The sequence below is a fragment of the Pseudundibacterium arcticum genome, assembly GCF_042646465.1.
GTDB lineage: Bacteria > Pseudomonadota > Gammaproteobacteria > Burkholderiales > Burkholderiaceae_D > Undibacterium_A > Undibacterium_A arcticum.
This window is the reverse complement of sequence record NZ_JBHRTP010000084.1, coordinates 1-20,072: the sequence shown is the minus strand read 5'-3', so window position 1 is coordinate 20,072 and position 20,072 is coordinate 1. Positions and strand designations below refer to the sequence as shown.

12 protein-coding genes, 4 tRNA genes and 1 pseudogene are annotated in these 20,072 nt (G+C 56.3%); 4 read left to right on the top strand and 13 right to left on the bottom strand.

Annotated elements, in window-relative coordinates; genetic code table 11:
- The 13 genes and pseudogenes from ACFOFO_RS22370 to ACFOFO_RS22310 all read right to left on the bottom strand — a co-directional run.
- Window positions 1–265 (bottom strand): annotated as a pseudogene (locus ACFOFO_RS22370) (group II intron reverse transcriptase/maturase); the annotation flags it as partial.
- A gap of 495 nt (window positions 266–760) precedes the next feature.
- Window positions 761–2,710, bottom strand: a complete 1,950-nt coding sequence (locus ACFOFO_RS22365) for a SurA N-terminal domain-containing protein (protein WP_390332901.1) — start codon at window positions 2,708–2,710, stop codon at window positions 761–763.
- 81 nt (window positions 2,711–2,791) lie between these two features.
- Window positions 2,792–2,868, bottom strand: a tRNA-Asp gene (locus tag ACFOFO_RS22360).
- 15 nt (window positions 2,869–2,883) lie between these two features.
- Window positions 2,884–2,960 (bottom strand) — tRNA-Asp (locus ACFOFO_RS22355).
- Between the two features lie 30 nt (window positions 2,961–2,990).
- Window positions 2,991–3,066 (bottom strand) — tRNA-Val (locus tag ACFOFO_RS22350).
- A 53-nt stretch (window positions 3,067–3,119) separates the two neighbouring features.
- Window positions 3,120–3,392: an HU family DNA-binding protein gene (locus tag ACFOFO_RS22345; RefSeq protein WP_390325185.1), complete on the bottom strand. Its 273-nt coding sequence runs from the start codon at window positions 3,390–3,392 to the stop codon at window positions 3,120–3,122.
- A 245-nt stretch (window positions 3,393–3,637) separates the two neighbouring features.
- A complete protein-coding gene (gene lon / locus ACFOFO_RS22340; protein WP_390332899.1) occupies window positions 3,638–6,049 on the bottom strand; it encodes an endopeptidase La in 2,412 nt (803 codons plus the stop codon).
- A 254-nt stretch (window positions 6,050–6,303) separates the two neighbouring features.
- A complete protein-coding gene (clpX, locus tag ACFOFO_RS22335; RefSeq protein WP_390332898.1) occupies window positions 6,304–7,572 on the bottom strand; it encodes an ATP-dependent Clp protease ATP-binding subunit ClpX in 1,269 nt (422 codons plus the stop codon).
- A gap of 160 nt (window positions 7,573–7,732) precedes the next feature.
- Window positions 7,733–8,359: an ATP-dependent Clp endopeptidase proteolytic subunit ClpP gene (clpP, locus tag ACFOFO_RS22330; RefSeq protein ID WP_390325186.1), complete on the bottom strand. Its 627-nt coding sequence runs from the start codon at window positions 8,357–8,359 to the stop codon at window positions 7,733–7,735.
- A 70-nt stretch (window positions 8,360–8,429) separates the two neighbouring features.
- Window positions 8,430–9,779, bottom strand: coding sequence for a trigger factor (tig, locus tag ACFOFO_RS22325; RefSeq protein ID WP_390332896.1), 1,350 nt, complete (start codon window positions 9,777–9,779; stop codon window positions 8,430–8,432).
- 28 nt (window positions 9,780–9,807) lie between these two features.
- Window positions 9,808–9,894, bottom strand: a tRNA-Leu gene (locus ACFOFO_RS22320).
- Between the two features lie 242 nt (window positions 9,895–10,136).
- Window positions 10,137–13,265: an efflux RND transporter permease subunit gene (locus ACFOFO_RS22315; RefSeq protein ID WP_390325187.1), complete on the bottom strand. Its 3,129-nt coding sequence runs from the start codon at window positions 13,263–13,265 to the stop codon at window positions 10,137–10,139.
- Complete coding sequence (locus ACFOFO_RS22310; RefSeq protein WP_390332894.1) at window positions 13,262–14,452, bottom strand: efflux RND transporter periplasmic adaptor subunit; 1,191 nt, start codon at window positions 14,450–14,452, stop codon at window positions 13,262–13,264. Before ACFOFO_RS22310 ends, ACFOFO_RS22315 begins: the two co-directional genes overlap by 4 nt.
- A 150-nt stretch (window positions 14,453–14,602) precedes the next feature.
- Here ACFOFO_RS22310 and hpnC point away from each other — a divergent pair, with 150 nt between their 5' ends.
- The 4 genes from hpnC to ACFOFO_RS22290 all read left to right on the top strand — a co-directional run bounded on the left by hpnC (window position 14,603) and on the right by ACFOFO_RS22290 (window position 19,719).
- Complete coding sequence (hpnC, locus tag ACFOFO_RS22305) at window positions 14,603–15,415, top strand: squalene synthase HpnC (RefSeq protein WP_390325192.1); 813 nt, start codon at window positions 14,603–14,605, stop codon at window positions 15,413–15,415.
- A gap of 359 nt (window positions 15,416–15,774) precedes the next feature.
- On the top strand, window positions 15,775–16,608 hold the full coding sequence (gene hpnD, locus ACFOFO_RS22300; protein WP_390325194.1) for a presqualene diphosphate synthase HpnD: 834 nt from the start codon (window positions 15,775–15,777) through the stop codon (window positions 16,606–16,608).
- Window positions 16,609–16,645: 37 nt separating this feature from the next.
- Window positions 16,646–18,010: a hydroxysqualene dehydroxylase HpnE gene (gene hpnE, locus ACFOFO_RS22295; RefSeq protein ID WP_390328126.1), complete on the top strand. Its 1,365-nt coding sequence runs from the start codon at window positions 16,646–16,648 to the stop codon at window positions 18,008–18,010.
- A 161-nt stretch (window positions 18,011–18,171) separates the two neighbouring features.
- On the top strand, window positions 18,172–19,719 hold the full coding sequence (locus ACFOFO_RS22290; protein ID WP_390325196.1) for an IS1182 family transposase: 1,548 nt from the start codon (window positions 18,172–18,174) through the stop codon (window positions 19,717–19,719).
- Window positions 19,720–20,072 lie beyond the last annotated feature (353 nt).

Here is a 20,072-nt window from a genome sequence, read left to right as displayed (position 1 = left end):
GCCAGTGCTGTTGCAGCCATGCCTTGAATTCGAACACAGTGAGTCCATCGACTCCTGCTGCGCCCTTGTTCTGCATGACCCTCTCATACGCTCGCCACAGGTTGTGACGTTCGACCACGGCGTCCATCTGCCGCAGTCCTTCCGCTTTCGTTTGCTCATCCGCCGCCGTGCCAACCTCGGCACCCGACTCGGCCATCGGCGAAATCCGTTCGCTTAACTCCGTGCCGGGCGCAGTTGCCTGCCTTGTTGCGTCATCGATTTGCATCGAGGTCGAATGTCCTAATCGCGTTGTTCAATGTTCAGGCCTTCAGTCATGGCTCTCTCCGGCTCACCGCCTCGTCCTTGACCTACTATGCCCTCGGCTGACTTCTGCATGCGCATCCCGACACCTCCCGATGCCGGTAGCACGAGGCACGCATGCAGATCTCCCCGGGTATTGCGCACCCACCTTCACGCTTATGCCTGTCGGATCTACGTCGCAGCCTTCCGTACAAGTATCGGGCTTTGATGATATTGGACATCTCACCCGGCTACGCCGCCTCGTATCCGCTTCCTGTTCGACTCGGCGTCCCCGTCATGCCAGCGCTTTGCCTTCGGCTTCCTCCAGATTCGCAGTCGCCCGCGACATCCTTGCCTTCCGCTAACTCTTCCCCTTGTCGGGCAAGTAGAGGACTTTCACCTCCAAGTAGGTGCGCCCTGCCGGGCGCACCAATAAAAAATGCCGCTCACTGAGCGGCATTTTTTTATTTCAGTCCGGACCTTATTTTGGCGCGCTATCGTTCTTGTCCTTGCCCTCGTCGGCTGCGCTGTTCAGCAGTGCCGGCTTCAGCAATGTTACCTTGGCTTTTTGTTTCAGCACATCAATGTATGTCAGCATCTCCTGCTGGGCCAGCACATTGGCGATCTGCTGCTGCTCGGCCTGACGGCGCGCATTATCCGTTATTGCTGGCTGCGACACTTTGCTGATCCGATACAGCGCATAACCCTGGGCCGGCAGCTCGACACCGACGTAGGCTGGTAACTTGCTGGTATCCGCTTGCATCACTGCTGGCAGAGTGGTCTTGTCCAGACCCGCTGCCTTGCCGCGCGACACCACAGTTTCCGCAGCAAAACCGGTGGCATCGTCTTTCGCCTTCAACGCGGCCAATTTGTCCTCGCCTGCTTTTTTGGCCAGTTTTGCCGCCTCGATTTGCGTGACGCGTTCGCGGATCGCTGCTTGCACTTCGGCGAACGGACGCTTGCCGACAGGCTTGTATTCGGCGATGCGCCCGGCGATCAGGGTGTTAGGCGCAACCTCGACCGCTTCGGTATTACGCTTGTTTTTGATGGCATCATCCGAGAACAGCGCCCTCAGGAATTTCTCGTTGTTATATGGCACGGTCGGCGCCACCGACGGATTCGGCTTGCGGATCAATCCGGCAACCGTTTCGATCGTCAGCTTCAGCTTGTCTGCAACCGGCTTCAGGCTGTCAGCCTGTTCGTAGACGGTATTGGTAAATTGTTCCGCCAGTTCGGCGTATTTTTTTGTCGCCAACTGCTTTTTGATCGTCGCGGCGATTTCGCCTTTGACTTCGTCCAGAGGCTTGACCGTGGCCGGCTTCACACCGGTTAACTGGATGATGTGGTAACCAAAATCGGACTGCACGAGATCGCTGATCTCACCCTCCTTGAGCTTGAACGCCACATCTTCGAAGGGCTTAACCATCATCCCTTTGCCAAAGAAGTCCAGATCACCGCCGCGCTCCGCCGAGCCGGGATCCTGAGAATTGGATTTGGCCACCTTGCCAAAATCGGCAGGAGCCTTGCGCACTTGCGCCAGCAGGTTTTCGGCTTTGGCCTTTGCTGCAGCCTTGTCGGCGTCGGACGCATCCTTTTTCAGGCTGATCAGGATATGACTTGCGCGCCGTAGTTCGTCCACCGAGTACTGCTTCGCATTTTGCTCGTAGTAGGCCTTGATGTCGGCATCGCTGACCGCGATCTGCGCCGCCAGTGCCGCACTGTCCAGCACTACATATTCCACCTTGGCCTGCTCCGGGATTTCAAATGCGGCAGGATTTTTATCGTAGTACGATTTCAGCATGTCGTCAGTAACCTTGACCTGCGAGACATAGTCGCCCGCCTTCAACAACAATTGCTGAACGTCACGTTCCTGGTCATTGATATCGGACAGCCGATTCGCCACTGTCTTCGGTGCGAAGGCGCTGGACTGAATTGCGCCGTTCAGTTGCTGCAGCGCCAGATCCTGACGCAAACCTGCTTCAAACATCGCCGGCGTCATGCCCTGGGCGGCCAACAGGGATTTGTAGCGCTCCGAATCAAACTTGCCATCGGCGCCGATCAGGCCAGGAATCGCCAGGATAGTTTGCTGCAGGCTCTGGTCCGATACCGCCAGATGGCTGCGCGCCGCTTCGGCCGCCAGTGCGCGCTGAGCGATCAGATTATCCAGCACGCCCTTTTTGGCGGCTGGCGTATCGAACATTTTCGGGTCGAATTGGGCCCCGAACATTTGGCGGAAACGATCCATTTGCTCGCGCTGGGCTTTATCCCACTCTTGCTGAGAAATCGACTGACCGCCAACTTTGGCAACCGCGTTATCGCTATCGTTGAACTTGCTGTAACTCTGAATACCGACCAGCGCGAAGGAAGGGATGATAAAGAGCAACAGAACGAATTGCATCAGGCGCTGATGGGTGCGAATAAACTCAAACATGATTAGCCAATAAGAGACGAATTACGATGAAATGCCGCCGAATATGAAAAAAGGCGAACTCGCGTTCGCCTTTTTTTGTTCTGGCGGAGTGGACGGGACTCGAACCCGCGACCCCCGGCGTGACAGGCCGGTATTCTAACCAGCTGAACTACCACTCCTGACTATATTATTTTTGGCGGAGTGGACGGGACTCGAACCCGCGACCCCCGGCGTGACAGGCCGGTATTCTAACCAGCTGAACTACCACTCCTAAAATATTCTATAGCTTTGTTTGACTGATTGGTGGGTGCTGAGAGGCTCGAACTCCCGACCTACGCCTTGTAAGGGCGCCGCTCTACCAACTGAGCTAAGCACCCATTCTGCCACTTAGTCAGCCAAACAATTGGCGCTTGTCACCGCGCCAAAGGCATTAGTTTACAGCATCTTTCAGTGCTTTGCCAGGTTTAAATTTCGGAACCTTGGCTGCCTTAATCTTGATTGCTTCGCCGGTGCGTGGATTACGACCGGTACGCGCTGCGCGCTTGCCAACCGAAAAAGTTCCGAAGCCGACCAAGGTCACGCTACCGTTTTTTTTCAGTGTTGTTTTAACAGCACCAATCATTGCATCCAGCGCGCGCGTTGCAGCGGCTTTGGAAATGTCTGCGGTATTGGCAACGTGTTCGATCAATTCAGTTTTATTCACTTAATCCCCCTCACAAAGGTTTAATTTCGCGTTGGTGTTTCAATCATTATTAGTTGTACATCCATCGCGGAATACAGAAAAAATCTGCAGCACGTATTAAACAAGCCGCAAAGCCTAGTGTCAAGCGGTTTGCGGGCCGATGCCGGATTCACATGCGCGAATAATCGAACCATTGCTCGGTCAAATTCGCGTCCAAAAAAGAAAAAGCGCTAACATTAGCGCTTTTTTAATTACGGCAAATACAATCAGTGTTTCACGACGTTAGGATCGGATTGCCCATCGGCCGCTGCGACCGGCGAAGCGACCGCAACATCGGTATCCAGCAATGGTACTGGTTGACGCTCCAGGGCAATGTCCAGCACCTTGTCAATCCAGCGCACCGGAACGATCTCCAGCTTGTTTTTGACATTGTCCGGGATTTCGGCCAGATCCTTCACATTCTCCTCGGGAATCAGCACGGTTTTGATGCCGCCACGATGTGCTGCCAGCAGCTTTTCCTTCAGGCCGCCGATCGGTAGCACTTCTCCGCGCAAGGTGATCTCGCCGGTCATCGCGACATCGGCACGCACCGGAATGCCGGTGAAAATCGACACCAGCGCTGTGGTCATCGCGATACCCGCCGAAGGCCCGTCTTTCGGCGTTGCACCTTCCGGCACGTGGATGTGAATATCACTCTTTTCGAAGATCTCGAAGTTGATCCCGAGGCGTTTGGCACGGCTACGCACCACGGTGCGCGCTGCTTCGATCGATTCTTTCATGACATCGCCGAGCGTGCCGGTGCGAATCACGCCGCCCTTGCCGGGCATGGTCACTGCCTCGATCGTCAGCAGGTCGCCGCCGACCTCGGTCCATGCCAGCCCGACAACCTGGCCGACCTGATTCTCTTTTTCGGCCATGCCATAATCGTAACGACGCACTCCGAGGAATTTGTCGATATTCTTGCTCGAGATAGTGACCTTTCGCTCCTGTTTCTTGAGCAGCAGCATCTTCACAACCTTGCGGCAAATCTTGGAGATTTCACGCTCGAGCGACCGCACGCCAGCTTCCCGTGTGTAGTAGCGGATGATATCCCGGATCGCTGATTCGGCAACGCTGATTTCGTCGTCCTTCAGACCGTTGTTCTTGATCTGTTTCGGCAGCAGATAGCGTTGTGCGATGCTGGTTTTTTCATCTTCGGTGTACCCGGACAGGCGAATCACTTCCATCCGGTCCAGCAAGGCTGGCGGGATATTGTAGGAATTGGATGTCGCCACGAACATCACATCGGACAGGTCGAAATCGACTTCAATGTAGTGATCCGAGAATGTGTGGTTCTGCTCCGGATCCAGCACTTCCAGCAAGGCCGACGACGGGTCGCCCCGGAAATCCGCACCCATCTTGTCGACTTCGTCCAGCAAGAACAATGGGTTGCGTACACCGACTTTGGCCAGACTCTGCAGGATCTTGCCGGGCATCGAACCGATATAGGTACGACGGTGGCCACGAATCTCAGCTTCGTCACGGACCCCACCAAGCGCCATACGCACGAATTTGCGATTGGTCGCACGTGCAATCGACTCGCCCAGCGAAGTCTTGCCCACGCCAGGAGGACCTACGAAGCACAGAATCGGCGCTTTCAGCTTATCAACACGTTGTTGCACGGCGAGGTATTCAAGAATGCGTTCCTTGACCTTGTCGAGGCCGTAGTGATCGTTCTCCAGCACTTTTTCGGCATTGGCCAAATCGTTATTGACCTTGGATTTTTTCTTCCATGGCAAATTGACCAAGGTATCGATATAGTTGCGCACCACCGTCGCCTCGGCCGACATTGGTGACATTAATTTCAACTTCTTAAGCTCGCTTTGTGCCTTTTCGCGCGCTTCCTTGGGCATTTTTGCCGAAATGATTTTCTTCTCGATATCCTCCAGGTCGGCGCCCTCCTCGCCTTCGCCCAGCTCTTTCTGGATCGCCTTGACTTGCTCGTTCAGATAGTATTCGCGTTGCGATTTTTCCATCTGCCGTTTTACCCTGCCGCGAATGCGCTTCTCCACTTGCAGGATATCGAGCTCGCCTTCGAGTTGGCCCAGCAGATGTTCGAGCCGCTTGGCGACACTGAAGATTTCCAGAATAACCTGCTTCTGCTCCAGTTTTAAAGGCAGGTGCGCAGCGACTGTGTCGGCCAGGCGACCGGCATCATCGATGCCGGACAGGGACGTCAGAATTTCAGGGGGAATTTTCTTGTTCAGTTTTACATATTGATCAAACTGTTGAACAATCGCACGGCGCATCGCCTCAACTTCGGACTCTTCGCCCAATTCGGATTCCACCGGTGTCAGGTCAGCGACAAAGTGCGTGTCCAGCTCTTCAATCTTGTGGATACGGGCGCGCTGCGCGCCTTCCACCAGCACCTTGACCGTACCATCCGGCAGTTTCAGCATCTGCAAAATATTGGCGACGCAGCCGATTTCGTAAATATCATTCGCCGACGGCTCATCCTTGGCTGCGGCTTTTTGCGCCGCCAGCATGATGCTCTTGCCTTGTTCCATCGCGGCTTCCAGCGCCTTGATCGATTTGGGGCGGCCCACAAACAGCGGTATGACCATATGCGGGAAGACAACGACGTCCCGCAACGGCAGCAACGGCAGTTGGGTTTGTTCAGTATATGTGGAGGTTGTCATGGCGCACCTTATAAAAAAGCCTGTTGATGATGTTGGCACGAGATGCCAAAACACAAGATCAGACTAGAACAAAAATCATCGAGACTCGTAACTTATTTTCGCGTGCCAAACAAAATTCCAATAAAAAAAGCCACACACAAAGTTGCCCTTGGGTGGCTTTACGTTTGAAGCCAGAATGATATTGTTATATAAATTGTAGTACTTCTGTTCGAGAATGCGCCATGAATATGACGCTCTATCTCAATTGCCTGCAATCAATTCTCGCCAGAAGCCTTTTGTTGCTCCTGGTATATCAATAACGGTTTGGCACCGTTGGTAATAGTCGCTTCGTCGATCACGACCTTGATGACGTTTTGCTGGGTTGGCAGTTCGTACATGACGTCAAGCAAGGCATGTTCCAGAATCGAACGCAAACCGCGCGCACCTGTTTTACGTGCCAATGCTTTCTTCGCGATCGCATGCAGCGCCGCCGGCCTGATTTCCAGCTCGGCTCCTTCCATTTGCAGCAACTTTGAATATTGCTTGATCAGCGCATTCTTCGGTTCAATCAGAATTTGGATGAGTGCCACTTCAGTAAGTTCACTCAAAGTGGCAACTACCGGCAATCGACCGACCAGTTCGGGAATCAAGCCGAACTTAATCAGATCCTCCGGTTCGGCTTCCATCAGCACTTCACTGGCATCGCGCTCACCCCGGCTCTTGACGCTGGCGGAGAATCCGATGCCGCTCTTTTCAGAGCGATTGGAGATAATTTTTACCAGGCCATCGAAGGCGCCGCCACAAATAAACATGATATTCGTGGTGTCGATTTGAATGAAGTCCTGATTAGGATGCTTGCGACCACCTTGCGGCGGCACTGACGCCATCGTGCCTTCAATCAACTTCAGCAAGGCCTGTTGCACGCCTTCGCCGGAAACGTCGCGGGTGATCGATGGATTGTCAGACTTCCGCGAAATCTTGTCGATTTCGTCGATATAGACGATTCCGCGTTGCGCTTTCTCGACTTCGTAATTGCAGCTTTGCAACAATTTCTGGATGATGTTCTCGACGTCCTCGCCGACGTAACCTGCTTCGGTCAAGGTGGTGGCATCGGCGATCACAAACGGCACATTCAGCATACGCGCCAGAGTCTGGGCCAGCAGCGTCTTACCTGAACCGGTCGGGCCAACCAGCAAAATATTGCTTTTTGCCAACTCTACATCGTCTTTCTTGCCCAGATGCTTGAGTCGCTTGTAGTGGTTATAAACAGCCACTGACAATATGCGCTTGGCCGTTCCCTGGCCAATGACGTACTGGTCCAGCAGGCCGCATATTTCCTGCGGCGTCGGCAAATCCGACTTCGGGCCGGTAACCGATTCAACGCTCGACGTTTCATCGCTGATGATGTCGTTGCACAGGTCAATGCATTCATCACAGATGAAAACTGACGGGCCCGCGATCAGTTTTTTTACCTCGTGTTGGCTCTTGCCGCAAAATGAGCAATAGAGCAATTTTTCGCCGCTGGAGGATTTTTTGTCAGGCATAGGGCAAGCTATCTAAAGAAATTTACTTGATCTTACCTGTGAATTTCGAATCCGTCACAGGTATTTGTCAAGAGTTTGGCTCGGTAAAGAGGCGCTTGACGATTCAAAAAACAAAAACGCCCGAACGATGTCTCGTCCGGGCGTTTTACGCGGGACGTTGTCAGCCGCGAGTGGTCAGTACTTTGTCGATCATGCCATATTCCGCTGCAGCATCGGCGGACATGAAATTATCGCGCTCGGTATCCTTGCTGATACGCTCGATCGACTGTCCGGTCTTTTCGGCCAGGATGCCGTTCAGACGTTCACGCAGATACAGGATTTCACGCGCCTGGATTTCGATATCGGTGGCCTGTCCCTGTGCGCCGCCAGACGGTTGGTGAATCATGATGCGTGAATTCGGCAGCGAGAATCGCTTGCCCTTGGCGCCGGCCGCCAGCAAGAACGCACCCATCGACGCGGCGAGGCCGGTACACAGCGTCGACACGTCCGGCTTGATGAACTGCATCGTGTCGTAAATCGCCATCCCGGCAGACACTGAACCGCCTGGAGAGTTGATATAGAGCGAAACATCCTTATCCGGATTCTCGCTCTCCAAAAACAGCAATTGCGCCACAATCAAGTTGGCCGCATGATCATTGACCGGGCCGACCAGAAAGATCACACGTTCCTTGAGCAAGCGCGAATAAATGTCATACGCACGCTCGCCACGGCCGCTTTGCTCAATCACCATCGGCACCATGCCGAGCATCTCGGTATCCAGTGCAGAGTTACGGATCAATCCAGTCATTGTCTTTCCTTATTTGGAGGTGCTCTGAATCAGTATTCAACCACATATTCAGAGCACCGGTGCGGTCACATTACGCTTCTGCGTTGTTGCCCATCAATTCGTCGAATGGCACCAGCTTCTCGCTGACCTTAGCCTTGCCGAGTACATAGTTAACGACGTTTTCTTCCAATACAAGGGCTTCAACCTCTGCAATACGGCGACGGTCGCTGAAATAATATTTCAGGACTTGCTGTGGATCTTCGTAGCTCTGCGCGAAGTCTTCCACTTGGGCCTTGACCTGCTCGGCGGTTGCTTGCAAGTTGTTGGCCTTCACCACATCGGCCAGAATCAGGCCGAGGCGAACACGGCGTTCTGCCTGTGCGTTGAACAATTCGGGCGGGAACGGCATTTCCTTCACATTCATGCCGCGCTGCGTCATGTCCTGGCGGGTCATTTCGGCCAGACGCTCGACATCCTGCGCGATTAAAGACTGTGGCACGTCCAACTCGGAAACCTTGATGAGTGCATCCATCACGTTGTCCTTGTTTTTCGCCTTGACCCGGCCGTTGACTTCGCGCTCCAGATTGACCTTGATGTCTTCGCGCATTTTGCCCAGATCACCGTCGGCAACGCCCAGCGATTTAGCGAATTCTGCATCGACTACGGGCACGTGCGCCCATTCCAGTTTGTTCAGCGTAATGGTGAACTCGGCCGTTTTGCCGGCCACATCCTTGCCATGATAATCGGCCGGGAAAGACAGCGGGAAGGTCTTCGACTCTCCTACTTTCAGACCGATTGTGGCGTCTTCAAACTCCGCCAGCATGCGGCCTTCGCCCAATACAAATGCATAGTTGTCGGCTTTGCCACCGGGGAACTCGACGCCATCGATTTTGCCGGTGAAGTCAACGGTTGCGCGGTCGGTCTTTTGAGCCGACAGATCGGCGCCACCATCGCCATGCGCGTCCTGCTCGCCCTTGACGTGGTAGTGCACGCGCTGCTTGCGCAGAATCTCAATGGTCTTGTCGATTTCGGCTTCGGACACTTCGGCCTTGACCTTTTCAACTTCAACGCCGGCCAGTTCGCCGATCTTCACTTCCGGGTAGATTTCGAAAGTGGCGTCAAAAGCCAGCGAGCCCTCGGCAACGTCGTCGCCGGCCTTTGGAACGATCTTTGGATAACCGGCCACGCGCAGATTGTTTTCGTTGGCGGCGTCGCTGAAGGCACGGCCGACTTTGTCGTTCAGCACTTCAGATTCGGTCTGATAACCATATTGCGCCGCGACCATTTTCAATGGCACTTTGCCTGGACGGAAGCCCGGCGCCTTGGCTGTGCGCGCACGCACTTTCAGGCGTTTTTCGACTTCCGTCTGCACATCGGCCAACGGGAAGGTGATGGTGATACGGCGCTCGAGTTTGCCCAAGGTTTCGACAGCAGTTGCCATGTGAATCGTCCAAATAGTAAAAATTCTGTGGTGCGAGGAGGGGGACTCGAACCCCCACACCATTGCTGGCGTCAGGACCTAAACCTGGTGCGTCTACCAATTTCGCCATCCTCGCGGGATTTTTTGCACTCATCGTGCACAAAAGCAAAGGGCGACCGAGAAGTGAAAAAGGGGTCGCCCTGCACTGCCTTTGTTAGTGGCTCATCAACTTCAGCCGGTTATTTTACTGGATTTCTCCCCAAATTGCCGCGTTTTTTGAGATTGCAATTATGCGGCCATCAAACTGTCGCGCTCAGGCTGGCGAAGCGCCCGCACCGCGCGGGCAATGCCGCGACGCAACACCCCGACGCCACGCTGTCAAACCGGCTTTTTCACTCTAAACCATGCTGCATACAAAGCCGGCAAAAACAGCAGGGTCAGCGCGGTTGCGATCGTCAAACCGCCCATGATGGCCACCGCCATCGGACCCCAGAACACCGAACGCGACAACGGGATCATGGCCAATACCGCCGCGGCGGCGGTCAGGATGATCGGCCGCGCGCGGCGCACTGCCGACTCGACGATCGCATTCCATGGTGCGACACCGGCGGCGATGTCTTGCTCGATCTGGTCGATCAAGATCACCGAGTTGCGAATAATCATTCCGAACAGGGCGATTACGCCCAGCATGGCCACAAAGCCGAACGGTCGCTGCAGAATCAGCAAGGCCATCGCGGCACCGGCCACACCCAGCGGCCCGGTCAGGAACACCAGCAACGAGCGCGAGAAACTGTGCAATTGCAGCATCAGCAGCGTAAAGATGATGAAAATCACCAGCGGCACATTGGCAGCAATCGAGTCCTGCGCCTTGCCACTGTCGGCCGCGGCGCCGGCCAGTTCTATCCGGTAACCAGCGGGTAGCCGGGCACGCAACTTGGTGAGCTGCGGATTGATCTGACTCGACACCGTCGGCCCCTGTATGCCGTCGACCACATCCGACTGCACCGTGATCGCCCATTCGCGCCCTTCACGCCATACCACGCCAGGTTCCCATACAAAATGCGGCTGCGCGATCTGCGAGACGGTCACGAATTTGCCGCTGGCGGTCGGAATATTGGTGTCATTCAATACCTCGATCGTCGATCTTTCCTCGATCGGCTGACGCAACGCGATATCGATCAGATTGTTCTTTTCCCGATACTGGCCGATCGTGGTGCCGCTCAGGATGGTATTGGCCGCACGCATGACTGTCTGCGAGCTGATGCCCAACGCGCGCAATTTATCCTGATCCAGGTCCAGCCGCAACACCTTGATCGATTCATTCCAGTTGTCGTTTACGCCCAGCGTGTTCGGATTGGCGCGCATGATGTCCTTGACCTGATCAGCAATCACGCGCACCTTGGCGACCTCGTCCCCGCTGACGCGGAACTGCACCGGATAGGGAACCGGTGGTCCGTTCGGCAGGAACTTCACACGACCGCGCACCTCTGGAAAATCGGTCTTGAATTTAGCGACAATTTTCTGCCGCAGCGCTTCACGCATCGCCAAATCTTTCGGCAGCACGACAATTTGTGCAACATTGGTCTGCGGGAAAATCTGGTCCAGCGGCAAATAGAAACGCGGGCTGCCGGTGCCGACGTAACTGGTCACGCTCTCGACACCGTCTTGCATGCGGATGAAGGATTCGAACTTCTTGGCCTGCGCCTCGGTCGCGGTAAAAGTTGTTCCCTCTGGCAGCCACAGCTCGACCATCAATTCGGGGCGGCTGGAATCAGGAAAGAATTGCTGCTCGATGAACCTGAACCCGAACACGCCCAGACCGAACACCAGCAACGTGAGCAGGATCGTGGTCTTGCGCCACTCCACGCACCAGTTAACGATGGTGCGGAAACGCTGGTACATCGGCGTATTAAATAGCTCGTGGTGGCCGTCGGCGCTAGCCTTCGGCTGGATCTTGAGCAGCAGAAAACCGATATAGGGTGTGAACAATACCGCGACAAACCATGAAATCAGCAGCGCCAGCGCATTGACCGAGAACATTGTGAAGGTGTATTCGCCAGCCGCCGATTTCGCCAGGCCGATCGGCAAGAAGCCGGCGGCGGTGATCAGGGTCCCTGTCAGCATCGGCATTGCGGTCGATTTGTAGGCGAAAGTTGCCGCATCGAAACGCGAATAACCTTCTTCCATCTTGCGCACCATCATCTCGACCGCGATGATCGCATCATCCACCAGCAAGCCGAGCGCAATGATCAGCGCACCGAGCGAAATCTTGTGCAGGTCAATATCAAGAATTCGCATGAACAGGAAGGTGATCGCCAGCACCAGCGGGATCGTCAGCGCCACCACCAGGCCTGGCCGCATATCGATGCGAAACGGTTTCGTATGCAAGCCCAGCGCCAGGAAACTGACCGCCAACACGATGAGCACCGCTTCAATCAGCGTATGCACAAACTCACCGACCGAACGCGTGACCGCTTTCGGTTGATCGGACACCCGCTCCAGCTCAATCCCGACCGGCAGCTTTGCCTTGATCCGATCGACTGTCGCTTCGAGCTGCTTGCCGAGGTCGATGATGTTTCCCCCCTTTGCCATCGAGATACCGAGGCCGATGACTTCCTTGCCGTTGTAGCGCATCTTGTCGCGCGGCGGATCGCGATAGCCGCGTGTGATGCTGGCAAAATCGCCGAGCCGGAACGCGGTGCCGTTCGCGCGCAATTGCAGATTTTCGAGATCCTGGGTCGATTGCAGTGCCCCACTGACCCGGATTTGCAGGTTATCGGTGGGAGTAGCCATCACGCCGGTCGCTTCGACCGTGTTCTGGGTATTGATTTGGTTGACGATCGCTTCGATCGGGATGCCGAGCTGTGCAAACTTCTTGTGTGAAAACACAATATTGATCTTCTCGTCCTGCACGCCGAACAGTTCCACCTTCGACACCGATGGAATTTGCAGCAATTGCTGGCGAACGAAGTCAGAGTAATCCTTCACCTCGGCATAATTGAAGCCGTCGCCGGACAGCGCGAAAATTGAACCATAGGTGTCGCCAAACTCGTCGTTAAAGAACGGCCCATTCACACCTGCCGGCAAGCTGCCCTTGATGTCGCCGATCTTCTTGCGCACCTGATACCAGGCGTTTGAGGTGTCTTTAGGTGACGTCGACTCCGCCAATTGCAGGATAATCAGCGTCTCGCCTGGCTTGGAATAACTGCGGATCTTGTCGATGTAAGGTGTTTCCTGCAGCTTCTTTTCCAGCTTGTCGGTGACTTGCTCTGCCATTTGCAAGGCGGTGGCGCCGGGCCAAGTCGCAGTGACCACCATGGCACGAAAAGTAAACGGCGGGTCCTCGTCCTGCCCCAAGCGACCGAAACTGAGTATGCCGCCGATCATCAGCACGACAATCAGGTAACGCGTCAGCGGCACATGTTCCAGCGCCCAGCGCGACAGATTGAAGCCTTCCGTGGTGCGGGGTGCGTCTTGTTCTACGGTCTGACGAGCCTTTTCGATCATTGGGCGGCTCCGGCTGTCACCGACGCGGCCGGGTTGGCCCCGGCCTTGATCTTGCTGGCGGACGCGACGCCGGCATCTACCTGGCTGGCGTCTTCACCGAGAATGCTGACCTTCTGGCCCGGCTTCAGCTGATTGACGCCGGCGGTCACGATGGTCTGGCCGGGCGTGACACCATCCATCAGCAGGATGTCGTTGCCAGCAGTGCCGGCAACCTTGACCGGGCTCAGCTTGACGACACCATGGTCGACCACCCAGACCGAGGTCTGCGATTTTTCCTGCAACAAGGCAGTCAGCGGCACTTTCAGCATCGCATTAGGGGTCTTGCTGGCGAACGATACGGTGGCCGTCATGCCGAGCTGGATGCTGGCCGGCGCATTGGGAATCGACACCTTGGTCGTATAGGTACGGGTGGCGGGATCGGCCACCGGCGAAATCTCGCGAATTTTGCCTTCAATGGCCTGGCCCGGATTGGCCCAGGTTCGGATCTGGACGTCGCTGGTTTGGCGCAGCGCGGCGATCTTGTGCTCCGGGATGCCGAACACCACCTCCTTGTCGCCCAGTTGCGCCACGCGCACCACCGACGTGCCGGCGGCTACCACCTGTCCGACCTCGGCATCGACACCGGTCACGACACCATCGGCGTCGGCGGTCAACACGGCGTAACCGGCCTGGTTCGACTGCCCTTTGTAGGCGGCGGCGGCTTGCTCGAGACTGGCTTGCGCGCTCTGATAGGCAGTACTCTTGGCGTCCAGCACGGTCTGGCTAACGAAGTTCTTGGCGCGCAGGTCCTGATAGCGCTTCAGTTCGGCCTGTGCCAGATCGCGATTGCTTTGCGCCGCACGCAACCCAGCATTGGCTTGCGTCTGCGCCAGTTGCAGATCCTGCGGATCGAGCTGCATCAGAACCTGACCGCGCTTAACTGTCGCACCAACGTCCACCTTGCGCTGCACGATCTTGCCGCCGACACGAAATCCCAGCCGCGATTCGATGCGTGGCATCACCACGCCGGAAAAATCAGAAGTCACATCAACATTAGCCGCCCCCAGATGCAGTACCCGTACCGGTCGGATGTCTTCCAACTTTTCGACCGGCTTGGAACAGCCAGCCAGCAGGATCAAGGTGGCCGCAACGGTCAGGCTAGTCACCATTTGCGGCCGGATTTGACACAGTTTTTTCAAGGTGCGCACTTTGGTTTTCCTTTACTATTCGGCGTGAATCATGCAATGCATATAAGCAATTATATTTTGCACAACGCACTACTGACCGACAAGTTAGTAATTATAGGTGGCGTTTAAACCTTTGCAAATGACTTTTGCGTCATTAAATAAATTAAAAAGATGGCAGTTGATCATTACGAAAATTTTCCGGTCGCATCGATATTGTTACCGGCCAGACTAAGGCCCGCGGTTGAAGCGATTTATGCCTTTGCCCGCAGTGCCGACGATCTGGCCGACGAAGGCGACGCCACGCCGGCCGGGCGCCTGGCGGCGCTCGACGACTATCGACTGGCGCTGGACCGGATCGAGCACGGCCGACCCGCCGACTCGCCGCTGTTTACGGCGTTGACACAGGTCATCGCGCAATATCGTCTGCCGCTGCAACCGTTCCGCGACCTGCTGTCGGCCTTCAGCCAGGACGTAGTCACGACCCGGTACGCCGATTTCACATCACTGCTCGATTATTGCCGGCGCTCTGCCAACCCGGTCGGCACCCTGATGCTGCACCTCTATGACGCCGCCAGCCCACAAAATCTGCGCGACTCGGACGCGATTTGCTCGGCGTTACAGCTAATCAATTTCTGGCAGGACGTCGCTATCGACTGGCAAAAGCAGCGCATTTATGTGCCGCAGCAGGATATGCGGCGCTATGGCGTATCCGAGACCGACATCGCCGCCGCCACCAGCGACCACAGCTGGCAAGCGCTGATGCGCTTTGAAGTTGAACGCGCGCGGATACTGATAGAATCCGGCGCCCCGCTGGCGCGCCGCCTGCCCGGACGAATCGGCTGGGAATTGCGCTTGGTGATACAGGGCGGCCTGCGCATTCTGGAACGGATCGAGATGGTCGATTACGACGTGTTCAGACGCAGGCCGCAACTGCACGCCAATGACTGGCTGCGTATGGCGTGGCGGGCGACGCAGATGCAGTGAGTCCGCAATTGGTCATCCTCAAGCAGAATTTGCTTTGATATCTGGCACTCAAACAATACTGGGTCTCTGTATGAGTAATATCCGCTGTAGAAATGTGCGGAGTAACGGTGCTCCACTGGGGAGTATTTTTCTAACTGCCTTTAATCAGTTGCCAATTGCAGTGCCTGTCGTCACCCTCGCTAGTGCCGAATGCGGTGCCGTGGATCGGACCCATTTCGCGGCGAGGACAGGCCGGAATCCAAACCCGGTTTGTCGGGAGCGCCACAGTCGGCTAGCATAGCGGCTTATTTGCCGAATGGCATCGAACCCGGCTTCGTCATCGACCACGGCTGCACAAGAAATTCAACCACCTATTCAATATGTCCCCTGACGAATATTGCCAACAGAAAGCCGCACAAAGCGGCTCCAGTTTCTATTACAGCTTCCTGTTCCTGCCACAGCAACGGCGGCGCGCGATTACCGCCTTGTATGCGTTTTGCCGGGAAGTCGACGATACGGTGGACGAATGCACCGACACCGCGATCGCCCGCAGCAAACTGCTGTGGTGGCGCAAGGAAATCGCAGCCATGCTGGACGGCAGCCCCACGCATCCGGTGACCAAGGCCTTGCATCCGCACATGCTGCCATTTGCACTCGAAGGCAAATATCTGCAGGCGATCATCGACGGCATGGAAATGGACCTCGATCAGACCCGCTACCTGGATTATGCCGGCTTGCAGCACTATTGCTGGCGTGTGGCGGGTGTGGTCGGCATCCTGTCGGCCCGGATCTTTGGCACGACGCGCCCGGAAACCCTCCAGTATGCGGAAAAACTCGGGCTCGCGTTCCAGCTGACCAATATCATTCGCGATGTCGGCGAAGACGCGCGCATCGGGCGGATTTATTTGCCGGTGAATGAGCTGCAACAGTTCAAGGTGACCGCTGCCGACCTGCTCAATGCGCGCCACAGCGACAATTTCGAGGCGCTGATGCGGTTCCAGGTGCAGCGTGCCCAGGCGGCGTACGACGAGGCGTTCGCGCTGCTGCCCGACGCCGACCGGCGCGCGCAACGGCCGGGCCTGATGATGGCCGCGATTTACCGGACCCTGCTGACGGAAATCGAGCGCGATGGCTTTCAGGTGCTGCACCAGCGGATCTCGCTGACGCCGATTCGCAAACTGTGGCTGGCATGGAAAACCTATATCCGTGGCTGACTTGGTGGCTGACTCCGTCGCTAACGCCGGTGGCGCGATGCAACAGCATATCGCCGTAATCGGCGGCGGCTGGGCCGGCTGCGCTGCCGCAGTCCGGCTAACCCAACGCGGCCACAAGGTGGCGCTGTTCGAGGCATCGCGCACCCTTGGCGGTCGCGCGCGGCGGGTCGAGCTCGATGGCAAGCCGGTCGACAATGGTCAGCACATCATGCTCGGTGCTTACCGCGAAACCTTGGCCGTCATGCGCAGCGTTGGGCTCGATCCCGACAATTTGCTGCGGCGGCTACCGATGCAGATGCGTTATCCGCAAGGCAAGGGCATGGACTTCCTCGCGCCGAAGCTGCCGGCACCCTGGCATATGCTGGCGGCGCTGTTGCGTGCCAAAGGCCTGGCATGGCAGGACAAACTTGCGCTGGCGCGGTTTTCATCGCTGGCCCGCTGGATCGGCTGGCGCTTGAACATCGATTGCAGCGTCAGTGAATTGCTGCAACGCTACGATCAGACCCCGCGCCTGATCGCGCTGATGTGGCGGCCGCTCTGCATCGCCGCGCTGAATACCCCGCCGGAGCGGGCGTCAGCACAGATCTTCCTGAACGTACTGCGCGATAGCCTCGGCGCACAACGTGCGGCATCGGATATGCTGATCCCGCGCACCGATTTGAGTGCACTGTTCCCCACCGCGGCAGCCGACTATGTGACGTCAAACGGCGGCGCCCTGCATATCGGCGCGGCGGTGCAAAACCTCGTGCAGCACGGTGCCGGTTGGCAGATCACGGCCGAAAAAATCGGCACCATGGCGGCCTTTGATGCAGTCATCATCGCGACCCAGCCCGAACATGCGGCGCGATTGCTCGATGGCTTGTCGAATTCGAGCACGCAGTCGATCGTGCCCAACGCGGCTCTGCAGTCGACACGTGCGCAGTTGGCACGCTTCAGTTATGAGCCGATCACGACCTGCTATCTGCAATACGATCCGACCCTGCGCCTGCCACTGCCTTTCATGGCGCTGCAGGACGACCCGGCGCGCCACCATTGGGGACAGTTCGTCTTCGATCGCGGTCAACTTGACCCGCAACACGCCGGTATGCTGGCGGTAGTCGTCAGCGCATCAGAGCAGGCGATTACGCTGCCCCGCATCACGCTTGCAGAACAGATCGCAACACAGCTCGCCAGTGTGCTGCAACTGGCCGCATTGGCGTCGCCGCAATGGCATGGCGTTATTTCGGAAAAGCGCGCGACCTATTCTTGCCGCCCCGATCTGCAACGCCCGTCCAACCAGACCGGGCTGACCAATCTACTGCTGGCCGGCGATTACACCAGCAGTGGCAATGCCGGCGACGATTACCCGGCGACCATCGAATCGGCGGTGCGCAGCGCAATAATCTGTGCCAATTTGTTATGAAATTATAATGACGGGCTTCACCTGCCGATGCGGGATCGTTGCTCGGCTTTTTTTCTGGCACGCGCTGACTATAGCCGTTGAGGCTGTATTTTTAGCCCCTCCCGTAAACGAAAGCACCACGTCGACCGTTGAAATGCCATTCGTATTGTTTGGGGATGGCAATGGCACGTTACAAGGTCGTCGATCGCAGCCCAAGGTTCTTGCCCGTCATCCTCGATGCCCAGTTGATGCCAGGTAGTTTTGAATACGCGCTCGACTACCTGATCGACCATGAGATCGATTTGTCTGGACTCGATGCACGCTACAGCAACGATGCCACCGGCGCACCTGCTTACAATCCGGCCGTCATGCTCAAGATTGTGCTGCTGGCCTACAGCCGGGGCATGGTCTCCAGCCGCGCCATCGAACGCGCCTGCCGCGAGAACGTCCTCTTCATGGCCATCTCTGGCGACAGCGCCCCGCAATTCACAACGGTCGCCAAGTTCGTGCGCGAACTGGGGCCCGACATTGCGGCGCTGTTCACCCAAGTACTGATGACCTGCGATGCGCAGGGCCTCATCGGGCGGCACATGTTCGCCATCGACGGCGTCAAGTTGCCCAGCAACGCTTCCAAACACCGCAGTGGCACGCATGCCGAACTCGCGCATGACGCAGATCGCATGGAGCGCGCGGTCACTGCCATGCTCGAAGCCCACCAAAGTCGCGACGCCCAAAGCGATCAAGGCGGCATTGATGAGGATGACGGGCTCGACCGTCAACGCATCGAGCGACTCCACGGCGAAGCACAGCGCATTCGCAACTTTCTCCTCACGCATACTGAACGCAAAAGCGACAAGGGAGCAGTTCGCAAGAGCAATGTCACCGACAACGACAGCGCCAAGATGGCCACCGCGAAGTGCGTCATTCAAGGCTACACGGCAGTGGCCGCCGTAGACAGCCAACATCAAGTCATCGTGGCCGCCCAGGCGCATGGCTCGGGTAGCGAGCAAAGCACCTTGCTCCCCATGATCCGTAGCACCGATGCGTTGCGCACGGATCAAACCCTCATCACGGCAGATGCCGGTTATCACAGCGAAGCCAACCTGCGCGAACTGCATGATGCGCAAATACCGGCTCTCATTGCCGACGGCTTGATGCGCAGACGCGATGAGCGATTCAGGGAGCAAGGCAAGTACAAGACGCTTCCCGACCCATTGGCGGACAAGAGCAAAACGACTGCCGAGTTGACAGACACCACATCCGCGAAACGCTTCACGCCCAAGGATTTCATCCATGATGCAATGGCCAATACCTGCATCTGTCCAGCGGGCAAGCAGCTCTACAGTAATGGCAAGCGTTGCACAACCAATGGGCGCATGCATCATAAGTTCGCCGGCGCCCAACGGGACTGTGTCCCTTGCCCACTCAGGCAACGGTGCCTGCGCCATCCCGAGCGTACACTGGTAAGGCAGGTCGCCTTCTTTAAGAAGAATCAGGCGTCGCCGCTGCAATTCACCGAGCGCATGAAGCAAGCCATTGACAGTCCACAGGGCCGAGCGCTCTATGGCCAGCGGAGGGCGACGGTTGAGCCAGTGTTCGGCAATCTGCGCTACAACAAGCGTCTGGATCGGTTCACACTGCGCGGTCAGTCCAAGGTGAACACGCAGTGGCATCTGTACTGCCTGGTGCACAACATCGAAAAGTTGGCGCATCACGGCTACGGGACATGATGCAATGGGCATCGCTTCAAACAGGGTGCATGCGGCCGCGGTGGCGGCATTACTTGCCCGATGCAGCGGAATTGCGGCACACTGACAGCATGGATAAAAAATCAACTCCATGCTGTGTGAAACCCCAGAACTTGTTCGCCTCAAAACGACAAAATCGGTTTTTTATACAGCTTCGTTAAATAGCAAAGAAATAAGAAATAACAAAGCAGTTTATGCATGGCCGCGCTAAGTTCGTAGATGAATAAATAATTTCTGGAGAATTCAAGTGTTTGTACTAGGGCCTGTTACCAATCAATAAAATGTGTTTACATTCGGTATTTGAATAATTGGATACCGATGATGCGGGAAAGCAG